The 25,900-nt window shown below is 54.5% G+C and carries 22 protein-coding genes; 11 read left to right on the forward strand and 11 right to left on the reverse strand.

What is annotated here, in order from left to right:
• Window positions 1-49 precede the first annotated feature (49 nt).
• The 4 genes from ACE6ED_RS14035 to ACE6ED_RS14050 all read right to left on the reverse strand — a co-directional run bounded on the left by ACE6ED_RS14035 (window position 50) and on the right by ACE6ED_RS14050 (window position 6,033).
• The gene (locus ACE6ED_RS14035) at window positions 50-1,426 is read right to left on the reverse strand and encodes an SMI1/KNR4 family protein (RefSeq protein ID WP_410827796.1); all 1,377 of its coding nucleotides are present in this window, start codon (window positions 1,424-1,426) and stop codon (window positions 50-52) included.
• A 178-nt stretch (window positions 1,427-1,604) separates the two neighbouring features.
• Window positions 1,605-3,737 (reverse strand): methyl-accepting chemotaxis protein, encoded by a 2,133-nt coding sequence (locus ACE6ED_RS14040; RefSeq protein WP_410827797.1) that lies wholly within the window; start codon window positions 3,735-3,737, stop codon window positions 1,605-1,607.
• Window positions 3,738-3,906: 169 nt separating this feature from the next.
• Window positions 3,907-5,295 (reverse strand): MATE family efflux transporter, encoded by a 1,389-nt coding sequence (locus ACE6ED_RS14045; protein WP_410827798.1) that lies wholly within the window; start codon window positions 5,293-5,295, stop codon window positions 3,907-3,909.
• The gene (locus tag ACE6ED_RS14050) at window positions 5,296-6,033 is read right to left on the reverse strand and encodes a TetR/AcrR family transcriptional regulator (protein WP_410827799.1); all 738 of its coding nucleotides are present in this window, start codon (window positions 6,031-6,033) and stop codon (window positions 5,296-5,298) included.
• A 146-nt stretch (window positions 6,034-6,179) separates the two neighbouring features.
• Here ACE6ED_RS14050 and ACE6ED_RS14055 point away from each other — a divergent pair, with 146 nt between their 5' ends.
• The 5 genes from ACE6ED_RS14055 (at window position 6,180) to ACE6ED_RS14075 (ending at window position 10,452) form a co-directional block, all read left to right on the forward strand.
• On the forward strand, window positions 6,180-6,893 hold the full coding sequence (locus ACE6ED_RS14055) for a response regulator (protein ID WP_410827800.1): 714 nt from the start codon (window positions 6,180-6,182) through the stop codon (window positions 6,891-6,893).
• Window positions 6,890-7,984: a sensor histidine kinase gene (locus tag ACE6ED_RS14060; RefSeq protein WP_410827801.1), complete on the forward strand. Its 1,095-nt coding sequence runs from the start codon at window positions 6,890-6,892 to the stop codon at window positions 7,982-7,984. Before ACE6ED_RS14055 ends, ACE6ED_RS14060 begins: the two co-directional genes overlap by 4 nt.
• A gap of 105 nt (window positions 7,985-8,089) precedes the next feature.
• On the forward strand, window positions 8,090-8,998 hold the full coding sequence (locus tag ACE6ED_RS14065) for an ABC transporter ATP-binding protein (RefSeq protein WP_410827802.1): 909 nt from the start codon (window positions 8,090-8,092) through the stop codon (window positions 8,996-8,998).
• Entirely contained in the window at window positions 8,995-9,702 is a 708-nt protein-coding gene (locus ACE6ED_RS14070; RefSeq protein WP_410827803.1) for an ABC transporter permease, read from the forward strand. The genes ACE6ED_RS14065 and ACE6ED_RS14070 overlap by 4 nt, the downstream gene beginning before the upstream one ends.
• Before the next feature lie 15 nt (window positions 9,703-9,717).
• Window positions 9,718-10,452: an ABC transporter permease gene (locus ACE6ED_RS14075; protein WP_410827804.1), complete on the forward strand. Its 735-nt coding sequence runs from the start codon at window positions 9,718-9,720 to the stop codon at window positions 10,450-10,452.
• Window positions 10,453-10,455: 3 nt separating this feature from the next.
• On the opposite strand, the gene ACE6ED_RS14080 is transcribed toward ACE6ED_RS14075, so the two are convergent.
• On the reverse strand, window positions 10,456-11,856 hold the full coding sequence (locus ACE6ED_RS14080) for an SMI1/KNR4 family protein (RefSeq protein ID WP_410827805.1): 1,401 nt from the start codon (window positions 11,854-11,856) through the stop codon (window positions 10,456-10,458).
• Between the two features lie 235 nt (window positions 11,857-12,091).
• Here ACE6ED_RS14080 and infC point away from each other — a divergent pair, with 235 nt between their 5' ends.
• Window positions 12,092-12,616 (forward strand): translation initiation factor IF-3, encoded by a 525-nt coding sequence (gene infC, locus ACE6ED_RS14085; protein WP_410827806.1) that lies wholly within the window; start codon window positions 12,092-12,094, stop codon window positions 12,614-12,616.
• Between the two features lie 205 nt (window positions 12,617-12,821).
• On the opposite strand, the gene ACE6ED_RS14090 is transcribed toward infC, so the two are convergent.
• Both ACE6ED_RS14090 and ACE6ED_RS14095 read right to left on the reverse strand, forming a co-directional pair.
• Entirely contained in the window at window positions 12,822-14,297 is a 1,476-nt protein-coding gene (locus ACE6ED_RS14090; RefSeq protein ID WP_410827807.1) for a protein adenylyltransferase SelO, read from the reverse strand.
• A 250-nt stretch (window positions 14,298-14,547) separates the two neighbouring features.
• Window positions 14,548-15,099: a phosphotransferase-like protein gene (locus ACE6ED_RS14095; protein ID WP_410827808.1), complete on the reverse strand. Its 552-nt coding sequence runs from the start codon at window positions 15,097-15,099 to the stop codon at window positions 14,548-14,550.
• Window positions 15,100-15,350: 251 nt separating this feature from the next.
• Here ACE6ED_RS14095 and ACE6ED_RS14100 point away from each other — a divergent pair, with 251 nt between their 5' ends.
• Entirely contained in the window at window positions 15,351-15,656 is a 306-nt protein-coding gene (locus ACE6ED_RS14100) for a helix-hairpin-helix domain-containing protein (RefSeq protein WP_410827809.1), read from the forward strand.
• A 199-nt stretch (window positions 15,657-15,855) separates the two neighbouring features.
• Here ACE6ED_RS14100 and ACE6ED_RS14105 read toward each other — a convergent pair whose 3' ends face one another.
• Together ACE6ED_RS14105 and ACE6ED_RS14110 are read right to left on the reverse strand one after the other, a co-directional pair.
• On the reverse strand, window positions 15,856-18,237 hold the full coding sequence (locus tag ACE6ED_RS14105) for a phosphoketolase family protein (RefSeq protein ID WP_410827810.1): 2,382 nt from the start codon (window positions 18,235-18,237) through the stop codon (window positions 15,856-15,858).
• 259 nt (window positions 18,238-18,496) lie between these two features.
• Window positions 18,497-19,219, reverse strand: coding sequence for a GntR family transcriptional regulator (locus tag ACE6ED_RS14110; protein WP_410827811.1), 723 nt, complete (start codon window positions 19,217-19,219; stop codon window positions 18,497-18,499).
• Between the two features lie 250 nt (window positions 19,220-19,469).
• On the opposite strand from ACE6ED_RS14110, the gene ACE6ED_RS14115 reads away from it, so the two are divergent.
• Window positions 19,470-21,167, forward strand: a complete 1,698-nt coding sequence (locus ACE6ED_RS14115) for an alpha/beta hydrolase family protein (protein WP_410827812.1) — start codon at window positions 19,470-19,472, stop codon at window positions 21,165-21,167.
• 158 nt (window positions 21,168-21,325) lie between these two features.
• On the opposite strand, the gene ACE6ED_RS14120 is transcribed toward ACE6ED_RS14115, so the two are convergent.
• Both ACE6ED_RS14120 and ACE6ED_RS14125 read right to left on the reverse strand, forming a co-directional pair.
• The gene (locus ACE6ED_RS14120; RefSeq protein ID WP_410827813.1) at window positions 21,326-22,240 is read right to left on the reverse strand and encodes an SMI1/KNR4 family protein; all 915 of its coding nucleotides are present in this window, start codon (window positions 22,238-22,240) and stop codon (window positions 21,326-21,328) included.
• An 83-nt stretch (window positions 22,241-22,323) separates the two neighbouring features.
• Entirely contained in the window at window positions 22,324-23,217 is an 894-nt protein-coding gene (locus ACE6ED_RS14125) for a LysR family transcriptional regulator (protein WP_410827814.1), read from the reverse strand.
• A 123-nt stretch (window positions 23,218-23,340) separates the two neighbouring features.
• Between ACE6ED_RS14125 and ACE6ED_RS14130 the strand changes: the two genes are divergently transcribed.
• The 3 genes from ACE6ED_RS14130 (at window position 23,341) to ACE6ED_RS14140 (ending at window position 25,799) form a co-directional block, all read left to right on the forward strand.
• On the forward strand, window positions 23,341-24,081 hold the full coding sequence (locus ACE6ED_RS14130; RefSeq protein ID WP_410827815.1) for an SDR family NAD(P)-dependent oxidoreductase: 741 nt from the start codon (window positions 23,341-23,343) through the stop codon (window positions 24,079-24,081).
• 153 nt (window positions 24,082-24,234) lie between these two features.
• Window positions 24,235-24,822 (forward strand): RNA polymerase sigma factor, encoded by a 588-nt coding sequence (locus ACE6ED_RS14135; RefSeq protein WP_410827816.1) that lies wholly within the window; start codon window positions 24,235-24,237, stop codon window positions 24,820-24,822.
• Window positions 24,783-25,799 carry a DUF4367 domain-containing protein gene (locus tag ACE6ED_RS14140; RefSeq protein WP_410827817.1) on the forward strand — a complete coding sequence of 339 codons (1,017 nt, stop codon included), beginning with the start codon at window positions 24,783-24,785 and terminating at the stop codon, window positions 25,797-25,799. Before ACE6ED_RS14135 ends, ACE6ED_RS14140 begins: the two co-directional genes overlap by 40 nt.
• Window positions 25,800-25,900: the final 101 nt, after the last annotated feature.

The raw sequence follows: 25,900 nt of genomic DNA on the forward strand, positions 1-25,900 counted from the left end.
AGGGAATATAATAAAGCTCAAACGCAATGAAGTCCGCGCACGCTGTTGTCTACAAATCCGCTGCCGTATTCAACCGCTCGACCAAATCCGCGGCCGCAGCCTCCGTAAACCGGAGCCCGAGAGGCCCCTGCACAATCCGCCCTTCTTCCAGCCGCTGCTTCAGCCACCCGCTGACAAAACCCGGCCCATAACCGCTTTGTCCAAACTCGCTGCCCAGCACGATAATGTGTCTGTAGACGTCCAGATATTGATCGCTGCTCGTATCCGGAAAGGCGCGGGTATACAGCCAGAACTGCAAATCGTACATCAGGTAAGAGAGTTCGTCGGCATGAAAAGAAAAATGTCCCTTTTCCCGGACGATTTGCGTGCATACGCTGCGGATTTTTTCCTCCAGCCGGTCGACTTCGGCTCCCCCGGCAACGAGCTGGGACAAGAGAGGTGAAAATTCGCCTTCAGCTACTTTGCGCAGAGCATCCTGTTTTTCCTCCTCGGAGTTGTCGAATTCCTCCGCGTTCACCAGCCCGCGTATAAACGTCTCAAAGTCTTCGGCCAAAAACGTAATTTCAAAACCGCCCCCCTGGTTTACATGAATCACCTGAGGCTCTCCTTCCGGGCCGCACAGCCTGTAATCCAGCATCACCAAGTCATGCCCTCCCGAAGGGCAATCGCAAATGACGACGCCGATATCGGGGTACCCCCACTCCTCGATCATAAACCGGCTGCCAAGCTCGCCGCAGAGGGAGTAGGATTTACTCCGCCCGATTCCGGCAATACTGCATACCGCATAAATGTCCTCGTCTGCAGGAAACAGCGTACTGCGGGGTACGCCTCCGTTCTGGGTCCGCATTAAAGCGATATAGGAGGCAGGGAGCTTATAACCCAGCTCTTCTTCCACGGAGGCAAGCAGTTCCTCGGTAAGCGGCTCATCGATATGCTCTTTCCGCGCATACTCATCATTGTTCCAAAAGTCCGTCAAGTCCATGTCTGTAAACGGTTCAGCCGCAGGATTTTCCGCCTGCCTGCGCAGGACGCGTTCCCGTCCCTCCGCCGCTTTTCGCTCCTGGCGCCGCGCCCGTTCCGCTTGGCTAAGGCTCAGATTCAACCGCTTCTGCGTGTCCTCGTTGTCCGGCTCCAGTTCGTTCGAAATCCGGAATGCTTCCGCCGCTTCCTCGTACCGGTTTAAGTTAAAATTTGCGAAACCAACATTGTAATGCCACATCGGATCTGCCGCTCCTTCTTCAGCCACTCGTGTCAGCAGCTCCAGCGCTTCTTTGTCCCGGAACAGGTAATTATACGCTCTGGCGAGACGCACTGTCAGCCCGTAATTCCGCTCCGGCTCGGGGATTTCAAGAATGGCGTCCATAATCCGGCCGTGCTCATATTCCTTGTGCCATTGGTCCAGCTGTTCGATGAGTTTTGCGTCCATAGGAATCCTCCGGTTGATGGGATAGATGATGCCAAAGACTTTTGTTTTCCCTATTCTACCAAACGCGGCCGGATACGGAAAACAAAGCCTGCGTATTCCAGTGTTTTTTTTCGCCGCTGCATAACAAAAAAGCGGGCAGAGTCTTTACGCTCTGTCCGCCTCCTGTCCGCCTCTATATTTACGCCGCCGGGTCCGAATCTGCCAGTGTGAACCGTCCAAGCTCCTCCTGCAGCTTGACGGCGCTTCCGCTCAGCGACTCAGCCGAGAACTGCACTTCCTCAATCGAGGCCAGCTGCTGCTGGGTGGCCGCAGCCATGGACATGGCTTCCTCTGCCGCTTTGCGGGAAATCACCGCCGATTCGGCAAATGCCGCGGACACCTGCTCCGTTCCGGCCGCAAGCTGCTGTGCTGCCGCCGACACTTCTTCAATTTGCCCGGCAACCTGCTGGATTGCATCTTTCATCCGCCCGATCTCTTCATCCGCCTGGCCAATCATCGACAGCCCCTGCTTGGCGTCAGCGCTCGTCCGGTCCATCGCCTGACGGGTCTGATCCACCATGGAGCGGATATTGGCCACCACACCGGTAATCCGCTCCACCGACTGCTTGGACTGCTCCGCAAGCTTTGCCACCTCGGAGGCAACAACAGCGAATCCTCTCCCGTGTTCCCCTGCCCGAGCAGCTTCAATGTTGGCGTTCAGAGAGAGCAGTTGGGTCTGCGATGAAATATCGAGAATGATGGCGGTTAACTCGTCGATCCGCTGCGAGTGTTCCCCGAGCGTACGCACCGTTTCGCCGGACAGGGAAACCGAGCTTTGAATCCGGCGCATCTGCTCCACAGCCGCGCCTAGCTTGCCGGCGCCCGCTCCGGCGCTTGCATTCGCCGCAGAGGACACCGCAGCAACATCCGAGGAGGCCTCGGCAATTCGTCCGACGCCCTCCGCCATTTCCTGAAGCGCGACGCTGTTCTCCGCTGCCACCGACTGCTGCTGCTCGGCGCCTTCAGCAATCCCGCCCACCGCATCGGCAATCTGCCGCATTGCCTGCGAGGATTCGATGGATACCGCGCTCAGCTGCTGCGATGAGGCGGCCAGTTGCTCCGAGATGATCTGATTGCGCCGGAGCAGATCGTTTAGCGACTGCTGGATCATGTTGAATGAGGACCCAATCAGACTAAGTTCGTCTTTGGTGTCCAGCTCCACTTCACGGCTCAAGTCGCCGGACGCGATCCGCTCCGCTTCCCGCTGCAGCTGCCGGAGTGTATGAACAACGTTGATATAGAACCCCACAAATATACCCGCGACCAGCAGCAATGCCACACCGAGGACCAGCATCAGGGAAAGCCGTTCCGCTGCAAGCGCATCGGCACGCTCCTCCAAGAGGCGTTCCAGCTCACCGGACACCGCCTCAAACAATCCGTTTGCTTTGTCGATTGTGCGCGTCCCTTCCGCAAAAAGCTGTCCAGGCTGCATAGTCAATGAACCGGCGCTGATAAGCCCGCTGTCCAGTACGCCCAGGTAGGTTTCGATCGCCCCCGTTGCTTCCTGGCCCGGTGCATCTATCCCCTCTGCCAGCGTGGAATTATAGCCGGAAGCGGCTGTCAGCGATTTGCGGAGAGCGGTAAGATGATTTTCAATCTCGTTCTGGCTCAGCATCAGCTCCACTTTCTCGTCGGCGGCCAGTTTCTTCCGGGTCAAAATGCCGTTTCCCATACCTCTGGAATAAGCGGTCGACTCGATCACGGCCGGCAGCCGACCGGTCATGGCGTCGATGAGGTAGTTCGTATCGATGTGGGAATCCAGCGTAAGACCGGTTTCGTCCGCAGCAAGGGTGATAAATTCCGTCATCTTCTCGATCAGCGCGCTGTGCTTCTTAAAGCTGTCCGCCGGAGCAAGTGAACGCATTTCCTTCTGCAGTGTCTCCCATTCCTGCCGCAGCGCCTTCCACGCCTCCGCCGTACCGTTTAATGCTTCATGAGATTCACGAAAGCTCTCCACAGCCGATAAAGAGGAAGCGATTTGCTGTTCGATTTCCTTCAACTTGGCCTCGGACGACTGATCCCCGTTTAACAGGCCGTTTGCCAAACCCCGGTGCTGTTGAACCTGGAGCACAAGCGGCATCACATTCCGTATATATTCTACACCTACGCGTTCTTTTTGAGTCTCCGCCATCTCGCCGTTCATGTCGCGGAGCCATAGGGTTAACAGAAAGGCGAGGGGAATCAGAAACAGGATGCTGAGCAGCAGAAATTTCTGCCCGTATTTCATTCTTGATAGTAGACGCGTCAATGGCGACAATAAATAATGCTTCATCCGTACCCCTCCGTTATTGGTGTCCATAGCTAAGCTATATTACCTATATCGGCCGGGTGAAGCAGTGCATGAATACGCAGGTCTTTTGCATAGTAATCAAAACAGCCGGTAGTTCAAACGTTTGCCTTATTTCTGCTAATCTCTATCCATTTTTAGCACATCCCCCCACTTACTCCGCGGAAACCGGGCTTTGGGCAGCCGGCTGTTTCACCCCGCCAAGCCATTTGCCGGATGAGTAATACAGCAGGCTGGCTGCGGCCGATACCCCCATGCTGATTACAATCGACAGCCATATTCCTTGAATCTCCAGCCCGGTACGGGACAACCACGCGGCGAGGGGGATTCTCACAATACACAGAGATATAAAGGTAATCAGCATGGTAGATATCGTCCGGCCTGCGCCGTTGATTACCCCGTTGGACACATACAGCACAATAAAAAACAGATAGCCTGCTCCCACCATACGCAAATATCCAATTCCCGTTTGAATCACTTCCGGTTCACTCACAAAAATCCCCATGATTGCCGCGGGAAACGCCATACACAAAACTGACAGAATCAGCATGAGCGGGGCGTTAAGCACAAGTCCCCATTTAAAAATCTGCTTCACGCGCTCCTGTTTGCCTGCGCCCAGATTTTGGGCAGTCAGATTCGAGGCCGCCATCATCATGGCCACTCCGGGCATGGCGGCAAGCGAGTCGATCCGGCTGGCAACCCCGAAGGCGGCAATGGACGCCGAGCCGAACCGGTTGACGAACACAGTAATAAACGCGTAGCCCAAGGAGATGAGCATTTGCTGAGCGAAAGAGGGCAAGCCGATTTTGAGTATATCGGTGCCGATGCTTTTTTCCAGAATGAAGCGTCTTGGATGAAGCGGCTGCTTGGCGTATTTCCGCAGCATATAGAGCATGCCGAGCACCACGGCGACGGCGGAAGAGAAAATTGAGGCAGCCGCGGCACCGTTTAACCCAAGCTTGGGCAGCGGGCCGATACCGGCAATCAGCAGCGGATCAAGCAGCGCATTAATCACCGTGGATAAAATAATAAAAATCAGCGGGATCATAGTATCGCCGATCCCCCTAAGAATAGCCGCGATCAGATGAGACAGATACAGCCCCGCGAAACCGGCAATCGTTAAATTCAGATAACCCGTTGCCAGCGGCATTAACTCATCAGGCGTTCCAAGCATACGCAGCAGGGGCTTAGAGGCAAGCAGGCCGCCCGCTGTTACCAGAACGATTAAAATCACGGCTATGGACCACGAATTGTTTACGATTCGTTGAATTTTGGACGGTTCCCCCTCTCCATAGGCTTTGGAAATTAAAATGGAGGTGGCCAGCGTCGCACCCGAGCACAGCGCCACAAGCCCGAGGAAAATCGGGAAGCTGACTGCAACAGCCCCTACCGCGTCCTTGCCCAACAGCCTGCCTACCCAAATGGCGTTGATAATGCTGTAGCCTGTGGACAAAATGTTGCCGAGCAAAATCGGGAGCGCAAATCCGGCCAATTGCTTTGGCACGCTGCCAGCCGTTAAATCTTTTCCAAACGATGGTTTCACTTAGGCCCCTTCTTCCCCGTCTTCTGTCAGTTTCTCTTGCTTTTTCTCTCTCTCTTTCTCTGCCGGCGCGCCGGTATTTAATTCCTGCAGCACTTCCCCGATATAGGCCCGGACTTGCTCGTCCTCAAAAGGAATCCGCAGCGCCTGGAGATTATATACGGTTAGTCCGTATGCGGAGTCAGTAAGCGGACCGGCGGCATCACGTTCCAGCCAATCGGTGATCACATAGGTGAACGATCCCTCAAAGGCAAGTGCAGCCACACGCACATCAGGAATGTGAACCGGATTTTTTTCCTTAAACATTTCAAACCATTTTTCCATGTTCCGGAACGATTCCTTTAAGCTTTCCGACCGTCTTTTCTCGAAATCGGGGTTTAAACCCACAGCCTCAATCAGCATCAGTTTGGCCAGCTCGCGGTTGTGCTGGTACATCCACAGGTTCGCTGTAATCACACGAGTCATATTCTGTGCAAGTCCGTACCGCTGAAGCTCCAGCACCCGGTTTCCCGTTTCCCTGAACGTGTCGACCACGCTGACATACAGTTCCCCGAATAATTCCTCTTTCCCCTTGAAATAAAAATAAAAGCTTCCAACCGATACCCCCGCCGCTTCGACAATATCCTTCACTGCGGTATGATGATACCCTCTTGCGGCAAATACAGCCGCCGCCGTATCCAGGATGTGCTGCCGCTTGGCATCTTTGCGCTCCTGGGTTTCCTTCGAAGTCCGGTAAACCATTTTTTTCGCCTCCATAAGCAAAGAATGAACATTCATTCTACGCTTGATTATACTTCCCTTTTCCTTGTTGTCAATCCCCATTCCAAGTAAAGACGGCATGTAACGGAGCGGTTCTGTGATATGATAAATGGCGGGAGGGAAGCTTTATGAACGTGCCCATTTTGCTAGTGGACGATGAAACCGGAATTCTGGAGATGCTTGAGCTTGTTCTAAACAAAGAAGGATTTACAAACATCATTAAGGCGGGAAGCGGACGGCAGGCGCTTGAGGCGGTTCGGACCTTTGAGCCGAAGCTGATCATTCTGGATGTGATGCTGCCGGATACCAGCGGCTTTGAATTCTGTGCGGAGCTGCGAAAAACAACAGATGTCCCGATTCTCTTTCTGACCGCCAAAACTTCTTCTTACGACAAGCTTGTCGGATTTGCGACCGGCGGCGACGATTATATAACCAAGCCGTTTGACCCGCTGGAGGTCGTCGCCCGCGTAAAGGTTCAACTGCGGCACCAGCGCATGTATGCGCCCGGGCCGCATTCAGAACGGCTTGTCTTTGCGGATTTTCAAATTAACAAAACCAGCTGCGAAGTAACCTGCGGCGGCACGCGGACCGAATTCACGGCAATTGAGTACGAACTGCTGCTGTTCTTCGCTGAGCACCCGAACCGTATATTCACCACCGCCCAGTTGTATGAACAGGTGTGGGGGCAGCTGCAGATGGGGGACGACAAAACGGTGGTCATGCATATCTCCAAAATCCGCCGCAAAATCGAACCGGACAGCTCAAGTCCAAAGTACATCGTAAATGTGAGGGGTCTCGGCTACAAGTTCATACCGCACGCTCCGGGGCGTGAAATACGATGAGACTGCTGCTGAAAATGGGAGCCCGCCTGACTGTGGTGCTGCTCGTCTTGCTGGCAGCGCTCGTTCTTAGCTATGCCGCGGTGATTGTTGCGATTTTCTTGCTGAGGCAGTTGTCCCCGCTGCAGGAGCTGCCTGCGGAAACCCTGCGGATCGGGACTCTAAGCGGACTTGCCCTTTTTTATTTGGCCGTGTTCGTCTGGCTGGTCGGCGGACCCGCTGTTCAGTTGATAAACCGGATGCAGGCGCTGTCCCGGGGACAGTATCAGGAGACGCCGGGCGGATTTTGGAGCCGGAAAGGCACCCTTTCCTACCGGATGGCAAACTTCCTGTACACCGAATTAATCTCCCAGCTGGAACGTCTTGCAGAACAGCTTGGACAGAACGAGGCGGAACGCCAGCGCCTTGAGACTGAGCGGGAGGAATGGCTTGCGGGGATCTCTCACGATTTGAAAACCCCGCTCTCTTATGTTCAAGGTTATGCGGCAATGATTTCCGCTGAATATGAGTGGACCCCGGAGGAGCTCCGCCGGTTCGGCTCAACAATCGGGGAAAAAACGGCGCACATCCGGCAGCTGATCGACGATCTCAACCTGTCCTTCCAATCGGACAGCGGGGAGCTTCAGCCGGTTTTTGTCCCGGCCGGGATAACCGACTGGCTGCGGCAAATCGTGCTTGATGCGGCTAATTCCCCTCAGGCGCAGGAACACGAATTTGCGTATGAGCCCGGAACCACAGCCTGTCTGCTGGAGATCGACTCCAGACTGCTGGAGCGCGCCCTGCTCAATTTGCTGATGAACGCCGTGCTGCATACTCCGCCGGGTACGGCGGTTCAAGTCACACTCGAAGAGCTTTCGGACGCTGTACAAATTCAGATTGCGGATAACGGGCCGGGCATGGACCCTGCCTCTTTGGACCGGCTGTTTCAACGTTACTACCGGGGGACGGCTACCGATCAGCCAGCCGGAGGCTCGGGGCTCGGGATGGCTATCGCCCGCCGGCTGATTGAGCTGCACCGCGGTCAAATCCGCGCCGAAAGCAGGCCGGGGGACGGGACACGGATCATTATCCGGCTTCCCAAACAGCAAAAGTAATTCAAAGAATTCCTCTGCGATTTTACTTCGTTTTTACTTTCATTTACCGGATTATAAGATCTATCGCCTAAACTCCTGTATAGACAAATACAGGAGGTTATTGGCATGTCTGAATACAGTATCGAAACCCGCGGGTTGACCCGCCGCTTCGGCTCGTTCACCTCGGTCGATCATCTGGAGTTGCGTGTTCCGAAGGGACAGATCTACGGTTTCCTTGGGGCCAACGGCGCAGGCAAAACGACGACCATCCGGATGCTGCTCAGCCTGATGCGCCCTGATGAAGGGGAGATTCGCATTTTGGGGCTTCCGCTGGAGGATAACCGGGACCGCATCCTGCGCCGCGTCGGATCTCTCGTAGAGTCCCCGTCTTACTATGGTCACTTATCCGCATACAAAAATCTGAAAATTCTCGCCGATCTGCTCGATCTGCCCGACCAGAGGATCGGTGAAGCGCTGGAAACCGTACGGCTGACACCCTACGCCAAGCAGGCGGTCAAAGGCTTCTCGCTAGGAATGAAGCAGCGTCTCGCCCTTGCTCAGGCGCTTATCCGCAAGCCGGAGGTGCTTATTCTGGACGAACCTATTAACGGTCTGGACCCCGCGGGCATTCAGGAAATCCGGAATCTGCTGCTGGCGCTCTCCCGCGAGCAGGGAGTCACTGTATTCCTGTCTAGTCATATCTTAAGTGAGATCCAAGCCATATCCGATAGAGTGGGGATCATTCAAGGGGGGAAACTGATTTTCCAGGATGCGATCACCGAGCTGGAACGAAGAAGCCGGCCCCGGCTGGCCGTGGAAACCGATCAGCCGGAGGAAGCCTGCCGGCTGCTGCTTCGGCATGGAGCCAGTGTGGAGCGGAGAGACCGTCTTTTGCTGATCACCTTGAATGAGCAGCTGAACCAAGCGGATATCTTTCGCATTTTACAGCCGGTCGAGCTTCGCCATGTCAGCGAACAGGTCCGGTCACTGGAGGATATCTTCCTCGATTTAACCGGCAGGGGCGGGAGTTTATGATGCGGAAATTGTTTAGAGCGGAATATGACAAGCTGAGGAAATTGTGTCTGTGGATTCCGCTTATCAGCGCAAGTATTCTGGTATCGTTCACCTGTCTGGAGTGGTATCTCTATTTCCGCCAAGGTGAGGCGGGCGTTTACGCCGGATTTAATGTCATGTATCTGTTCCTGTCTTTTACCCTGCTATTAACCGTATCCCTGCTGGCCAGCCTCATCGCTGAAACGGAACATCGGGCTGAAGGGTGGAAGCTGCTGTTCTCCATGCCGGTCAGCCGTCCCGGGCTTTATCTGGCCAAGGCTCTGTGGGTCGGGATTTTGATGCTGGTTACCGCGCTGCTGATCATTATCGGCGTATGCGGCGTATGGGTGCTCTATACCTCCCAGCCGCTGCCTTTCCTGTTTCTGGTCAAACAAATTTTCGGGGGACTGCTCTCCTGCCTGCCGGTTTTGGGCATTCAACTATATCTGTCGGTTCGTTTCAGCAATCCAACCTTTCCGCTGGCTGTTGGTTTGGTTGGTGCCATCTCCAGCTTGTTTATCGGCCGATCCGGCAGCCTGTGGATCTATTTTGTGCCCTGGGCCTACCCTTCCCTATCGAGCCCGTTTACTCCAGGTTATGGCGGGTTGATTCTCTTTGCTTCCATTACCGGCCTGATCCTGCTGGGGGCTGGATCGGTCCTTTATTACAAACGTGATTTTTATTGATCAGGAGGGACTTATATGATTCGTCTAATCCGTTCCGAGCTCCACAAAATCAAATGGCCGGTCGTTCTTCTCCTTATGCTGATGGACATGGGGGCAAGTTTTGCGCTGGCCGCCGACAGCGTTAGAAGACAAGCCGATTTTTTTGCTCCAAACTGGTTTACCTTGTACTTCCAAGCCGTTTCTTTTCACGGTCTGTTTTTTCTGCCATTGTTCGCCGGCCTGTTTGCGGCATTCCTCTGTTTCAGCGAGCACAAACATAACGCCTGGAAAATCATGTTGACCCTGCCCTACTCCCGCCAGCGGGTGTATGCCGCCAAACTCGCCGCACTGCTGCTGCTGCTCGCTCTGCTGCAGCTGTTGTTCTGCGCCGCTTATCTGCTCACAGGCATGTTTATACAGGTGGAAGGCAGCCTGCCTTGGCGAACTGTATTGTACGGAGCCGCAGGCGGGTGGCTGTGCGTTTTTCCTCTTTCGGCGCTCCTGCTGTATCTTGCCACCCGGTTAAAATCCTTTGGCGCGGCCCTGCTGTTCAGCTTCTCCATGGTTGTGCCCAATATCGTGCTTACAGGCCTCACATCCGTACTTGGCGCCTGGTTCCCGGCTGCCCCGCCTTATTACGCCATGTTTCCTCAGGGCATTAACCTGTCTCCGCAGTTGGATTCCCTGCCTTTCGCGGGAATCGTGGTGCTCACCTTCGCCCTCTATCTGACGGCAGGCATCCGCTCTTTTGTCCGGCGGGATTGGGGGTAAAGCTTATACGCTGCGCCCCTCCGCCGCCTCATTTAAACGCGCAATCATTCCGGCCGCCGCTTCCTCCGTCATTTGCAGCCCGCGCAGTCCCTGGATAATCCGTCCTTCCCGCTTGCGCTTGTCCAACCAATCGGTGATCCAGGCGGGGGCATAGCCGCCCTGCCCAAAATCTTTGCCAAAGGCGATGATATCCTGGTATACCTCCAGGTACTTCTCACGGTTCGTATCAGGGTACAAGCGGGTGTACAGCCAGAACTGCAAATCGTACATCAGGTAAGACAGCTCGTCCGCATGAAAGGAAAAATGCCCCTTCTCCTCAACAATTTGCGTGCAGACGCTGCGAATTTTTTGTTCCAGCCGGTCAATTCCGGTATCTTGAGCGCACAGTTCGGACAGCAGCGGCGAGAACTGGCCCTCCGCCACCTTACGCAAATCTTCTTCTTTGTCCTCCGCCGAGGTGTCATATTGTTCATCGTTCACCAGACCGCGAATAAAGGTCTCAAAATCCTCGGCCAGGAACGTAATTTCATAGCCGCCTTCCTGATCGACGTGAACCACCTGCGGTTCTCCGTCTTTGCCGCACAGCCGGTAATCCAGCATCACCAGATCGTGGCCTGCCGACGGGCAGTCGCAGATCACCACGCCAATCGTAGGATATCCCCACTCGTCGATCATAAACTGGCTGCCCATATCGCCGCACAGCGAATACGATTTACGGCGGCCGATTCCGGAGATACTTGTGATTGCAATATGATCTTCGGACCACGAGGTTGCCTCGTCGGTAGGGAAATTCGTATTTTTGGGGATTCCTCCATTTTGCGTTTTCATCAAAGCGATATAGGACGCCGGCAGCTTATATCCAAGCTCCGCTTCGACCGAGGCGAGCAATTCATCCGTCAGCGGTTCATCGACGTGCTGATCCCGGGCGTAGGTGCTGTCTTCCCAAAAATCCGACAGGTCAAACCCCGCAAACGGCTCCGCAGTGCCGCCTTCCGCCTGCCGCCGCAGCACGCGTTCCCTCGCTTCCCGGGCCTTTTGTTCCTGGCGCCGTTCCCGTTCGGCCTGGCTCAGGCTTAAGTTCAACAGCTCCAGCGTATCTTCGTCCGGCTCCAGCTCATTTGAGATCCGGAAAGACTCTGCCGCTTCTTCATACCGGCTCATATAAAAATAGGCGTAGCCTACCCGGTAATGCCATACCGGGTCTGTTTTCCCTTCCTCGGCGGTGCGGGCAAACTGCTCCAGCGCCTCTTCATATTGGCCGAGGTTGTTATAAGCCCTGCCCAGGCGTCCTATTAGGTCATAGTTCCGTTCCTCTTCAGGAAGGTTTAGAATCGCGTCCACAATCTTCTGATGTTTGTTTTTTTCATGCCAGGTATTCAGCTGTTCCAATTGATTTGCGTCCATATCCAGCCTCCAAGTTCGTAGGATAAATGATAATTTTATGCATTTTCCCTATTCTACCAGAAGTAGAGGGGGGATTAAAAAGAGCCGATACGCCTGCTTTTCATTTATAAAGTTCGCACTGCCGTATTCGACTGGAAAAAGAGGGGATGAGAATGCTGCAGGTCCCTGCCGATTGATACCCGCGGCCGGTTTCGTATAAGATGGGCTTATCTCAGTTCGTGGAGGTTTTATCGCTATGGCCGTATTAATCAATGAACAAATCAGAGCGTCGGAGGTGGAACTGACGGGGCTTCAAGGAGAAAAACTTGGAGTCGTTTCCCGGACGGAAGCGCTGGCGCTGGCCCGTTCGTCTTCGGCCGATCTTGTCTGCACATCGCTGATGAGCAGCCCGCCGCCCTGCCGGCTGATGCCCAAGGGGAAAGCGAAAGCAGAGGCCGGCAAAGATAAAGCCGCAGCGCGTAAACCGGAAGGGCGCAAGACGGGAAATGCAGGTTCGGATGGCAAGGAAAAAGCGAAAGAGCTGCGTTTTACCGCCCATATCGAGGATCATGATTATGAGACAAAGCTCCGGCAGGCGGACAAGCATCTGCGCGCCGGCAAACCGGTACAGCTGGTAGTGAAAGCGTCGGGCGCAAAAGAAGCCGCGGCCGCCAAATCGGTGCTGGAACGGCTGCTTGCCGATCTGAAGGACGTAGGGCTGAAGGAGACGGGCATTCAGAGCGGCGGCAAAGGCTCGCAGGTTCGGGTCAATCCCCGCTGACTCCCAGCCGTAAGCGGGTGGCCACAACCGGAACCGAAGGCCGCAATCCGAAGCCAAAGCCCCGCCCGTAAGCAAATGGCCCTAGGCGGCACATAACCAAAAAAGGCGGTCCGCTTCCCGCCGGTCCGGCGAAAGCGGCGGCCGCCTTGGTCGCCGTTCGTTTTTCAAGTTCACCTTTATCCTGACGCCGCTTGTGTGTCTTCCCCTACGTTCCGCAGTACGTCCGGTAGGCACAGTCCGACGGCTCCGGCGGCGCGGAGAATTCCTCTTGCGCCTCATTATGCGCATACGGGTCGGACAGAACGGACAGCAGCCGGTCCATTGGCTCATAATCTTCTTGTTCCGCCGCTGCCAGCGCCTCTTCCACACGATAGTTGCGCGGAATGACCGCCGGATTGGCGCTTCGCATCATTCTGTGTGCAGCTTCAGCCGGCTCTTTTTGCCGCTGCATTCTTGCCTCGCGTTTGTCCAGCCAGTCCTTGTACTCGGGTGCTCCTGTCAGCGTCGTCAGTTCAGGCCGACCGAAGGTCAGCGCCCGGAAAGTATTGGTGTAATCCGCCCGGTGCGTCTCCATCATCTCCAGCAGCTCCTGAATCAGCGCTTCATCCTCCGCTTCCTCTCCAAACAAACCCAGCTTCGCACGCATTCCCGCAAGATAGTGCCGCTGGAACTGGTCCGCAAACCCGTTCACCGCTTTTTCCGCAAGCCGGACGGCCTCTTCTTCCTCCTCATGCAGCAAAGGAAGCAGTGTCTCCGCGAACCGCGCTAAATTCCAGGCGGCGATGCCCGGCTGGTTACCGTAAGCATACCGGCCCTTGCGGTCGATTGAACTGAATACGGTCGCCGGATCATACGTGTCCATAAACGCACAAGGGCCGTAATCAATCGTCTCTCCGCTAAGCGCCATATTGTCGGTGTTCATCACCCCGTGAATAAAACCCGCCAGCTGCCACTTGGCGATCAGCGCAGCCTGGCGTCCAATCACTTCGTTCAGCAAAAATAAATACTGATTGTCCGCCGAGCCGGCAATAGGATAATGCCTATGCAGCGTATAGTCGGCAAGGACCTTGACCTCTTCCTTACCGCCCCAAGCCGCCGCATATTGAAAGGTGCCTACACGCAGATGGCTGGCCGCCACCCGTGTCAGGACTGCTCCGGGCAGATGCGTCTCCCGGATGACCGGCTTGCCCGTCAGCGCAACCGCCAGACTCCGCGAGGTCGGAATGCCCAGCGCATGCATCGCTTCGCTGATGATGTATTCGCGCAGCATAGGGCCAATCGCCGCTTTGCCGTCACCCTGGCGGGAATACGGCGTACGTCCCGAACCCTTCAGCTGGATGTCCAGCCGCTCGCCGGAGGGTGTAATCTGCTCGCCAAGCAAAATGGCGCGCCCGTCGCCCAGCCGGGTAAAATGGCCGAACTGGTGGCCCGCATACGCTTGGGCCAGCGGCTCCGCACCCTCGGGCACACCTTGTCCGGCGAACATACCCGCTTCCGGCCCGCTGCGCAGCTGCCCGGCGTCCAGGCCTAGCGACGCTGCCAGCACGCTGTTCAGAATCACCAGCCGGGGGTTCGGCGGAACCTCGGGCTGGGCACGGGAATAAAAAAATTGCGGCAGGCGGGCATAACTGTTGTCGAAACTCCAGCCTGCGTCGTTTTGCTGTCGTTGTTGTTCAGTCATAGCTTCTCCTTTGACTGTCTGCGCCTTATCGGGCCGCACAGACCAGGTCTACATAGTATTGTCTGCTTCCCCGGACTTCTTATCCGTCAACCTTCCTTTACGGGCACATTACACCGTTGACGGAATTTGAAACACTTCTTTGTATGCAGAAGACCTGCGGTGATAGGGAGGGTCCTGTTTTTCGCGGTATCCGAATTTTTAGCAGGACAAGCTCTCCAAATTTCCCGGACTGATCTGTTTAATTCCCGCTTCAACCCGTCTGGCTGCCGGCGATCCCCGGGTCCCCCTCCAGCCTCTTCAGCAATTCCGCTGCGGTCTCCTCGGCCGTCAGCCGGGTGGAGTCCAGCCAGATGCCGACTTTTGGGGTCTCCTCCCAGAGTACGCGGTTCAGAGCTTCGACTGTCCAGGCTCCGTACCCCTTTTTACCCCGATTGGCTTCCCGCTCGGCGACCGCCCCGGGGTCAGGACATAACACGGCCACATGGAAGGGACGGTACGTCATGTAGGCGATAAAGTCATCTAGCACCCTACCGACTACCACATCCTGGACAATCACCGTGAAGCCTGCCTCCGCGTATGTCCTGGCCGCTTGGGCAGCTAAACGGTAGCGGAGCCGGAGCTGCTCCAGTTCCGCTTCCCCGGCGTCCGGCGTCATTTCCCGCCGGTTATTTACAATCATTTTGCGGAACATATCTCCCCGCAAATGCACGGACGGATTCATCCGTTCAGCCAGCAGCTGGGCTACTGTCGACTTGCCGCTTGCCATAATCCCCGTGACCAGGATCACTTTAGGTTCGTTCATCCTCTTCTCTCCTTCCATTTTGCTTTACTTCCTTCGAGCATAGCCGCGGGCTGCATCCGCCTGCAAGAGAACCTTTGAATAAAGGCGTTTTTTTTCTTTACATTTAGAATACGGCTGAATTTGTGGCGCAAACGCAATCCATAAGAAATTAGGGCAACGCCGCAAGGTTATAATAGAAGTAGAGATAACTGCGGACGAGCCGCGCGGACAGAGAGGATTTTTTCATACGGGTACTTTAAGGAGAGGATATCATGACAAGACCCCAAGGTACGGACAGAATTTGCAGCAAAGGACACCGGTACCGTAAAAGCTCCGACTGTCCCGTCTGTCCGTTTTGTGAGGCTGAGGCTGCGCCGGAGGAAGGTTTTCTTGCCCCTTTTGCCGCACCGGTCCGTCGGGCTTTAACCCATGCAGGCATCACTACACCGCAGGAATTAGCCCGGCACACCTCCAAAGACATTTTAAAGCTTCACGGCGTTGGACCCAGCTCGATCCCGAAAATGAAAGCGGTGCTGGACGAAGCCGGCTTGTCTTTCAAAGAGGAGCCGGGCAGGTAAGCGGCAGGCACGCCTTTCTGCCGGCAGGCAAATTTATTTTCACCGTGAGCCCCAGGGGCATTCCCGGTCAGTGTGAGCTCTAGGCTGCCGTTAGCAGCATACAAAAAGCCGGTTCCACAACGCCTGTGCCTAGGCATCTTGAAACCGGCAATTCTTTATTTCAATTTATTTCGGTTCTTATATTTCCGTCTCTAGTTCTTTATTTAAGTTCCTTCCACACCCAGTTCTCCACTTCCGGCAGGTCGAAGCCTTCCTCGCGGATATACTCGTGATGCTTCTTCAGCATGGCGTCCATTTCGTCTACGATGTCCGCATAACGCCCGGCATCCAGGTTCAGCGCCGCTTCCTTCACGAGATCAAACCGGTCCATCTGATTCAGGACGCGCATATCAAACGGAGTGGTAATGTCGCCGTTCTCCCGGTAGCCGTGTACATGCAGGTTGTGGTTGTGCCGGTCAAAGAACAGATCTTTGATCAATCCTTCGTATCCGTGGAACGCGAAGACAACCGGCTTGTCTTTTGTGAAAAAAGTATCAAACTCTTCGTCAGACAGGCCGCGCGGATCGAGTTTCGGGCTTCTCAGCTTCAGCAGATCAACCACGTTAATATAACGGATCTTCAGCTGCGGCAGCTTCTCATGCAGAATCGAGATGGCTGCCAGGCTTTCAATGGTTGGCTCCGTGCCCGCGGAAGCAAAAACAATATCCGGCTCTTCGCCGTTGTCCGTGCTTGCCCAGTCGATAATCTTCAGTCCCTTGTTGACCAATTCCTGCGCTTCCTCCGCCGTAAACCACTGCGGACGCGGATGCTTGGACGAGACAATCAGGTTGATCTTCTGCCGGTCGTTCAGCACCGTATCAAACACAGCCAGCAGCGAGTTGGCGTCCGCCGGCAGATATTCGCGGATAAATTCCGGCTTCTTGTCGGCCAGATGGCCGAGCAGGCCCGGGTCCTGGTGTGTATAACCGTTGTGATCCTGCTGGAATACCGTCGAAGTGGCAACAACGTTCAGCGACGGAATATCGGTGCGCCAGCCTTGATCGGTCGCTTTGCGCAGCCATTTGAAATGCTGGGTGATCATCGAATCGACAACCCGCAGGAACGCTTCATAGCTGGCGAAAAATCCATGGCGACCCGTCAGGACATAACCTTCCAGCATCCCTTCCGCCTGATGCTCCGACAGCTGCGAATCGATTACCCGGCCGTACGTTGCCAGGAATTCGTCGTTCGGTTCGATAATGGCGTCCATCCATTGGCGTTTCGTAACCTCGAACACCGGGCCTAACCGGTTGGACATCGTTTCGTCCGGACCGAAGATGCGGAAGTTTTTGTTCGCCTCGTTCAGCAGGACAACCTCACTCATATATTTCCCCAGAACCGCCATATCCTGCGCAATGACTTGGCCGGGAACACTGTTATCCACCGCATAGTCACGGAAATCCGGCAGACGCAGTGCTTTGACCAGCTTGCCGGCGTCGGTTACCGGATTTTTGCCCATTCTTCTGTCGCCTTTAGGCAAAATCTCTGCGATTTCAGCAATCAAGCGGCCGTTTTCGTCAAACAGCTCTTCCGGACGGTAACTGTTCATCCATTCCAGCAGTGCGGGGGCATGCTGCATATTTTTTTGATCCACCGGAATGGGCACCTGATGCGCGCGGAACGAATTTTCGTTTGGCACATTGCCCCATGCCTTCGGACCCGTCCAGCCTTTTGGGGAACGGAATACAAGCATCGGCCACAGCGGACGGGTTTGATCGCCGTTTTTCCGCGCGTTTGTCTGAATTGCACCAATACGTTCGATAATCGCATCCAGCGTTTTCGCCATTTCCGGGTGCATAAACTCCGGATCGTTTCCTTCCACAAAAAACGGCTCCCAGCCCATGCCGCGGAAATAAGCGGTCATTTCTTCTTTGGACTGGCGGGACAGAATCGTCGGGTTGCTGATCTTGAATCCGTTCAGATGCAGAATCGGCAGCACCGCGCCGTCGGTCACCGGGTTGATAAAGCGGTTCGAGAACCACGATGCGGCCAGCGGTCCGGTTTCCGCTTCGCCGTCGCCGATAACGACCGCGGAGATCAGATCCGGATTATCCAGGATTGCGCCAACGCCGTGCGACAGGGAGTAACCCAGTTCTCCGCCTTCATGGATGGACCCCGGCGTTTCCGGTGCGGCATGGGAAGCGACGCCGCCAGGGAACGAGAACTGCTTAAACAGTTTTTTCAGGCCGGGAATATCCTGGGTAATCTCCGGGTAAATTTCGGTGTAGCTGCCGTCGAGATAAGCGTTCGATACCATTACCTGGCCGCCGTGTCCGGGGCCTTCGACATAAAACATGTTCAGATCGTATTTGCAAATAACGCGGTTTAAGTGAGCATAAATAAAGTTCTGGCCCGGAATCGTTCCCCAGTGGCCAATCGGCTTCACCTTCACGTCGGATGCTTTCAGCGGCTCTCTAAGCAGCGGATTGTCCTTCAGATACAGCTGACCTACGGAAATGTAATTCGTCGCGCGCCAGTAAGCATCCAGCTTCTCCAGATAGGTTGCCGAGGAGTAATCAACCTGTACAGATGATAATCCCATTTTCTCCACTCCCTGTATATTCGTTCTCTTTTTTCCTGCCAATGTTTTCTACAACTCCATCATACCGCCGGAATTATTTAATTCAACCTTTTAAACAAATGATACGGTCCAATTTTGTGAAATTTTGAACATAGTATGAAAAACGCAGCTAAACCCTTACTAAAACAGACGGTTTATAGAAGAATTGGAAATTAAAATCAGCCGGAAATTTAGGTTTCAGGACAGCAAAAAAGACCGGATGATTGCTCCGGTCTCTCGCTTATTGTACGGATACAAATGTATTAAATTTGAGATACTGATAATGAAACCGCATGTGGGAGAACTCGAACGGGGTTCCGTTGTCCAAAAAGAAAATGCCTTCCATGATGCCGACCGGCTCGTGCTCCCGCAAATGCAGCAGCTCCCTGTCTTGAGGCTGCGAAGGCTCCGCAAATATGGATAAAAACGACTTGGTGACCGCCAGATTGCGCGAATCCTCGAGATAATTGAAGATCGAGCCCTCAATAATTGTCTGGTTTAAATCCTGAACGATTTTGATCGGAATATATCCCGTCTCAATCATAAACGGCACTTCTTCAAACAGCCGGAGACGGACAATTTTGTAGACAAAATCATGCGGCTGCAGGAACAAATCCCGCTGAAGCTCCTCCGTTGGCGGTATGACCTCGAAGGTCAGCACTTTGACCTGCGGCTTTTTGCCGTGCATATGAAAGTTGTCCGTAACGCCTAAATTGGAGCCTTCGTAGTTGAAGATGGACTCGTTTTTTATGTATAACGGATTGATGAAGGTACCGGAGCCCTGTTTCTTAAAAATGATGCCGGCATGCTCCATCTTCGTGAGCGCCCGCTTGATGGAGCTTCGGCTGACCTGATAGGATTCGCTGAGGCTGCGTTCGTCGGGAAGCCGCATATCGGGGAACTTGCCGGCGAAAATTTTTTCCTTCAAGTCGTCCATAATCTGCTTATAAACAAACTGTGTCATGTAGCTCTCCTTCTTCATTCATGACCCAAACCCGGCCTGTCTTGTCTGATTCACTATACCATATTCGCCGGCCGGATTATAGCGTTCCTCGGGGTCCCAAGGACTTCTCCCATTTGTGATGAGTAAACACCGCAACTGCCTATCCCCCGGTAAAAAGGTTGCAGATTTAAACCATTCTTAAACGGCTCCCGCCTTTAATTTTAACCTAGGCGCTCTACTATGAATGTATACCAAGAGAGGAGCTAAGGGTGTGAAAAAAACGTCTGTCATCTTATTATCGGGACTTGCCGCCGTTATGGTATTAACCAGCATCCCCCTTCAAGCATTAGCCAGTTCAACCACCAGAGACATAAGTACAGCTTCAGCAGCTTCAGCAGTTTCAGCACCGTCAGCCGGCCGAGCCCCGCTGTTTATCCCGCTGCGCAAAGCAGCTGAATCCATTGGAGCCAAGGTCCATTGGGACCAGGCTGCAGGCAGCGTAACCGTCAAACGGGGGAGCCAACAATGGCAGTTACGTACCGGTTCCCGCAACACGGAGGTGAACGGGGCCTTATTTTTAATGGATAAACCGCCCTTTATAGCAAAAAAACAACTGTATGTCCCGCTTGATGCACTAAATAAAGCTTTACAAGTCCATCTGAACTGGAATGACAGGACAGGGATGCATATCGCATCGTCCGACATAACAACGCAAGGAAGTTATTTGATACGATTGATTGTTGACGGGAAAACACGGGAAGCGCAAAATTTGCTGAGTGACCCGCTGCGTAAATCCGTGCCGGAAGAGGTATTAACCCGGCTTGGAAAAGAATATAAAACGGCATACGGCCCGCTGGATACTCTCCGGAAGGTATCCGTTAGCCAAACGTCAGTACACACTAATGCCCATTTAACCTATGTCCTGCCTTCGGGAGCGCCCCTGTCCATCATCATGCGGTTTGATTCCAAAGGGAAACTGGACGACCTGTTTATTCCGCCTTCAACCCCAGATACATACAAACCTCCCGGCTACGATCATCCTGACGGATATATCGAACAAGAGGTTACGGTTGGACAGGGCACTTATGCGCTCCCCGGGACCTTATCCATTCCCAGAGGAAAAGGGCCTTTCCCTGCAGTCGTGCTGGTCCATGGATCGGGGCCGAACGACCGCGATAATTCAATTGGAGGCGCCAAGACATTCCGCGATTTGGCCGTCGGTTTAGCCAAGTACAATATCGCTGTACTTCGTTACGAGAAGCGTACCAGAGAACACTCTTTGAAGTCGGACAGCGCCTGCTTTACCGTTCAAGAGGAAACGGTCGATGATGCCCTGGAAGCCATAAAACGCCTTAAAAATGATCCCCGGATCGACGCTAACCGGATATTTTTGCTCGGACACAGCCAGGGAGGAATGCTGGTGCCCCGTATCCTGGAGCAGGACCGTTCGGGTTCCATCCATGGAGCCATACTGATGGCCGGCCCTTCCAAACCGCTGGAGGACGTTATGCTGTGGCAGTATGAGCACATGCTTGAAACGGTAAAGAAAAACGGGGCTCCAAGCGGGCAAGTATCCGGTGTGAAGCAGCAGCTTGATTTTTTTAAATCGCAATATGATGTAGTGAAGAGTCCTGCCTTTTCTCCGAAAGGCGCACCCGGGTTTCAACTGCCTCATCCGGAATGGTGGTACGATTTCCGCAATTACTACGGCGGGGAGCTCGCCAAAAAACAATCGGTCCCGATGCTCATTGCCCAAGGAGATAATGATATGCAGGTAAGTGCCGACCATCTGAACGGCTGGAAACAAGCTCTCGCCGCCCGCAGTAATGTCACTTACAAGCTGTATCCCAAGCTTAATCATTTGTTCGTAGCGTCGGACACCGAATCAACGGGTGCGGAGTACATGCTTCCAGGAAACGTACCGCTAAGTGTCATTCAGGACTTTGCCAACTGGATGAATCAGCAATAGAAGGAAACATCCAATAAAGGGAGGCAGGGGCCGCGGCTCCTACCTCCCTTTATCGTCCTGACAGTTATACCCGGTAAGCCTTTGTATCATATACTCTACAGGGAGATGTACACGAAGGATAATAGTTGTGGGTGAAAAAGCCAACCCCATCGGCGGTTCTATTCCTGCCCGCCCTGTGCGGCCAATCCGCGGACAAACGCCTCGAAGCTCGGGGCCAGCGGAGTAACGGCCATACCGTTGTTCCGGTCCACATGCACAACCTCCGGCTCGCCATCGTTGCCCGCTTCCCGGTAGTCCAGCATGATGACTTCATCCGGTGAAGGACAGTCGCAGATCACGACGCCAAATTCCGGGAAACCGCCGCTGTCGATCACTGCCCGGCTGCCTCTTGCGCCGCATAACGAATGTGCTTTGTCCCGGCCGATTCCCGGCATCCCGGCAATAAAAATAGGGCTGCCTTCCGCAGGAGAATAGCTGCGGATAACCGGAACGCCGCCATTATGCTGCTTCATCATCTGCACATAAAACGATGGCAGCTTGAACACAAGCTCCTCCTCCACGGACTCGACCAGTTCGTCGGACGGCGGAGCCGAGCGATAGGTGTCGGCATCCGGCGCCGTATCGTCCCAAAATCCCTCTACGTCAAAGTCGGTATCGAATACGACCGGAGCGGCCTTTACCAGCGGCTTCGATTCCGCCTTCGATTCCGCCTTCGGCTTCTCGGGAAGTTTGCTCCGGATGGTCTCCAGGAACTCCAGCGTATCTTCGTCATCCGGATCAAGCCGGTCCGCGGCTTCGAAGTACACAAGCGCTTCTTCATACTGCTCCAGGTAAAAATGAGCAATCCCCATGCGGTAGTTCCACAGCGGATCATTTTTGCCTTCGTCCGCAATGAGCTCAAACTGTTCAATCGCTTCTTCATACCGCTCAAGGTTGTTCAGCGCCCGGCCAAGATGACTGATCAGCGTATAATCCCGTTCCGCTTCGGGAATTTCATTGATTGCCGCAACAATATTCTCAAATTCATCCTCTTCATGCCATGCCTCGAGCTTGTCCAGTAAATCCTCCTGCATCGCGATTCCTCCTGTTTTGCACGCCTTTGTTTAATTATACCATTATCGGCGAAGTCCGCTCCACCGCAGGGAATCCGGAACTGTCAGCGGGTCTGCACGGGCGGGAGTTCCCGTTGAAAATGGCGGTATAGCCTTTGTCCCGCCAAATGCAGCGGGTAGGCGCCGCTGCTGCCGAGAAGACCGATGTTCATGGAAATGAGACTATCGCCAAGCGGCCGGGCGGTGACGCCTTGAAGTCCGGGAACAACCACAACTTTAGGCACAAGGGCGATCCCCATCCCTTCTGCCGCGTAATATTTAAGCGCCGTCATGCTGCCGATTTCCATCGTTGCCGGCATCGGCAGTCCCCGTTCCCGGAGAACCGCCTCAAGCTTCCTGCGGTAAGGACAAGTTTCCGAGGTAACCAGGAGACGGTCGGCTTCAAGATCCTCCGGTTCAATCCGGTCTTTTTCCGCAAGAGGGTGACCTTTCTGAATCAGCGCTACGAACTCCTCACGGTACAGCTTCTCAAACTGCAGGCCCGCCGTGTTGTCAGGTGTGGTGCAAAGTGCAAAGTCGACCTCCCCGCGCAGCACCTTATCGCTTAGACCCGGCGTATTGGATATCTCCACATCAATCCGGATGTTTGGATAAGCCGTCATGAACTCCCGCAAAATCCGGGGCAGGCGGTAACTGGCTGCCGGCTCGGTCACCCCGATGCGCACTTCGCCCGCTTCCCCCTTGGCGGCATCCTCCAGGCTGCTCTTCAGCCGGTCCATACTGGCGGTGATTTGCAGGCTCTCCGTATGAAACAGTCTGCCCGCCTCCGTCAGCCGGAACGTTTTGCCCCGTTCAATCAGCGGAAGACCAAGCTCGGCTTCCAGACGCTGGATCTGCATCGTCACCGTGGACTGCGCATAATTCAGTTCTTCTGCCGCCCGGATAAAACTGCCGTGTTTGACGACAGTCTGAAACGACCTTACTGCCTTCAAGTCCATTTGCCGCCTCCGTTCTGGTTCAATAATATTGAACCTTCAGTTCATATCATTCAATTATACAAATAGATAATTAAAAATTACAATGAACTCATTCAGATGGAAAGGAAAAGGAGCGGATTACTTATGAACTTAAATGGGAAAACAGCGATTGTCACCGGAGGAGGAACCGGCATCGGCAGAGCTGTCAGTCTTGAATTGGCAGCCAGGGGAGCGATGGTCTGCGTAAATTATTCCCGCTCGCAAGCGGAAGCGGAAGAAACGGCAGACCTGATCAACCAGCAGGGAGGACGCGCGGCAGCCGTCCGGGCGAATGTCGCCGACGACGGGGAGGTGAAGGCCATGATTGAAACCGTTGTACAGCAGTTTGGCACGATCGATCTGCTTGTCAACAATGCGGGGATTACACGGCACCTTCCGATGGACGATTTGGAGTCTGCGGACGGCGAGGTATGGGATGAGTTATTTGCGGTCAATGTGAAGGGGATGTTTTTTTGCGCCCGCGCCGCCGCTCCGTATATGAAAAAAAACGGGCAGGGCGCCATCGTAAACCTGGGCAGCATCGCCGGGTCGACCGGCGTCGGCTCCTCCCTTCCCTACGCTGTATCCAAAGCCGCCGTCCATGGGCTGACCCGGTCACTGGCGCACGCCCTCGCTCCGCTGATCCGGGTGAACTGTATCGTTCCCGGAGCGGTCGCCACCCGCTGGTGGTCGGGAAAAGAGCAGCAGATGCGGGAGCTCGCCCCCCGTCTGCTGCTGCAGCAAATCGCCTCTCCCGAAACGATTGCATCGATGGTCTGCGCCGCACTGGAGCAGGAGGCAATGACCGGCCAGATCATTACGGTTGACAGCGGACAGACCTTGTAGACTGGCCCGGTCAGCACGCCTGACATAGATCGTGCCGTTTCCGGGCGGCGCCGCTATTTTTCTAAACAGAAACAAAAGCTGTCCCTTTTCCCTCCTGCCGTTTGTTATACGGGTGTATACTTCATAGGAACCCGGAGGGAGGTGCTTGAACCTATGGACGAGGAAACAGAATATCGGATCAGGCAGGTCCAGGCAGGCGATATCCAGGCGTACGACTACATCGTAAAAAAACATCAGCGGCAGATTTTTGTGTACTGCTGGCGGCTGTTGGGCAGTGAACAGGAGGCCGAAGACGCCGTTCAAGACATTTTGGTCCATGCCTTTGAACGAATCCGCCAATATAAGCCTACAGTCAGCTTTTCCGCTTGGCTGTACAAAATGGCGTACCACCACTGTCTGAACCTGATCCGCCGCAGGCAGCTGCAGCGCAAATTCAGCCTTCTGCTCCCAAGGGGCCAGACGGCCGAGAGTCCTGACGAAACCATGGAACGCCGCTTATTTAGCGAACCGCTCAGCCGCGCGCTGGACCGGTTGACCGCGGAGGAACGAAATTTACTGGTGCTGCGCGTGTTTGAAGAAAAATCGTTTGAGGAAATCGGACAGATTACCGGCCGCAGCCAGGAAGCAGCAAAAAAGAAGTATGCCCGCACCAAAACCAAACTCAAAACCGTTATGGAAGAAATAAAGGAGGAACACAAGCCATGCGTGAGCTACAACACGACCGCGAAGAACAAGGCTTAAAGGAGATGAGCCATCTATCGGGAAATTCGCTGAGGGTTCAAACCTTTGATGTCTCCGCCCAAGTGATGGAGCGGGTGTACCGGCAGGCCGGAGTGAAACCGGGCCGGAAAACTGCTGCGGCCGCGGGACGGTTCCGCAAAGGCTTTGCGCTTCCCGCCATGGCTGCGGTATTTGTCCTGTGCGCATCCGTAACAGGTTATGCCGCTTCTCAATATCTTGAATTCCGTAACAGCCAAGGGGACATCGTCATGGATACGGCCGTGGCGCCCAAAGAGACCGATGCTTCCAAAATGTATTCGCAGGCTTACTGGCAGCAGCACGAAACAGCCAAAAGCCGGCTTCAGCCCGGTGAATATGGCGCTTATTACGTTAAAAACAGCACCGATCCCGGCCGGAACATTCAATACGTGTATCACGAAAACGAACTGGACAGCATCGCGGGCCTGCAGCGCGAGATCGAACGCACCGGCGCACCGTCCCCTTCCCTGCCCGAACATCCGCTTAAGGAATATACCTTTGATTTTGGCTATGTAACCCCGGTTCATGCGGCCGGATTGGATTCAGCTGCCCAAGAAACCTTGAAAAAGCGGCTGATCGCTGAGGCCGAGGCGGCTCCGCAGGAGGAAGGACTGTTCGTCAGCAAGCTGGACTGGAGCACCTCGGACTTCACTTTTGTTCGGTATTCCAGCGGCAGGCATTATGTGAACCTTACCGTCTCCAGGATCGAACCGGACGTTACAAAAACCACCATTATGCAAAACGAACAGGATGCCGCCGAGAAGCTGTCCATCGGCGGAACGGAAGCTTATTATATCCGCTCGGGCGGACCGGACGGGCCCGTAAATGCAGGCACAAACCGTCTTGGCTGGATTGACGAAACGCGCGCGCTGCAGTTCAATTTGTCCGACGATTCAGACAGTCCGCTGAGCAAAGCCGATTTGGTGAAGATGGCCGAAACGTGGATTGATCCGAAGTAAAATATTTAAAGGGGCTGTCCCAATAAGTCGCAGTATGACGGGGGACAGCTCTTGCTTCGTAATGCACTTGGCTGACTTCATGGGGTGTCTACGCTTACGTA

It is taken from the genome of Paenibacillus nanchangensis, assembly GCF_046543445.1.
GTDB classification, from domain to species: domain Bacteria; phylum Bacillota; class Bacilli; order Paenibacillales; family Paenibacillaceae; genus Paenibacillus_AQ; species Paenibacillus_AQ nanchangensis.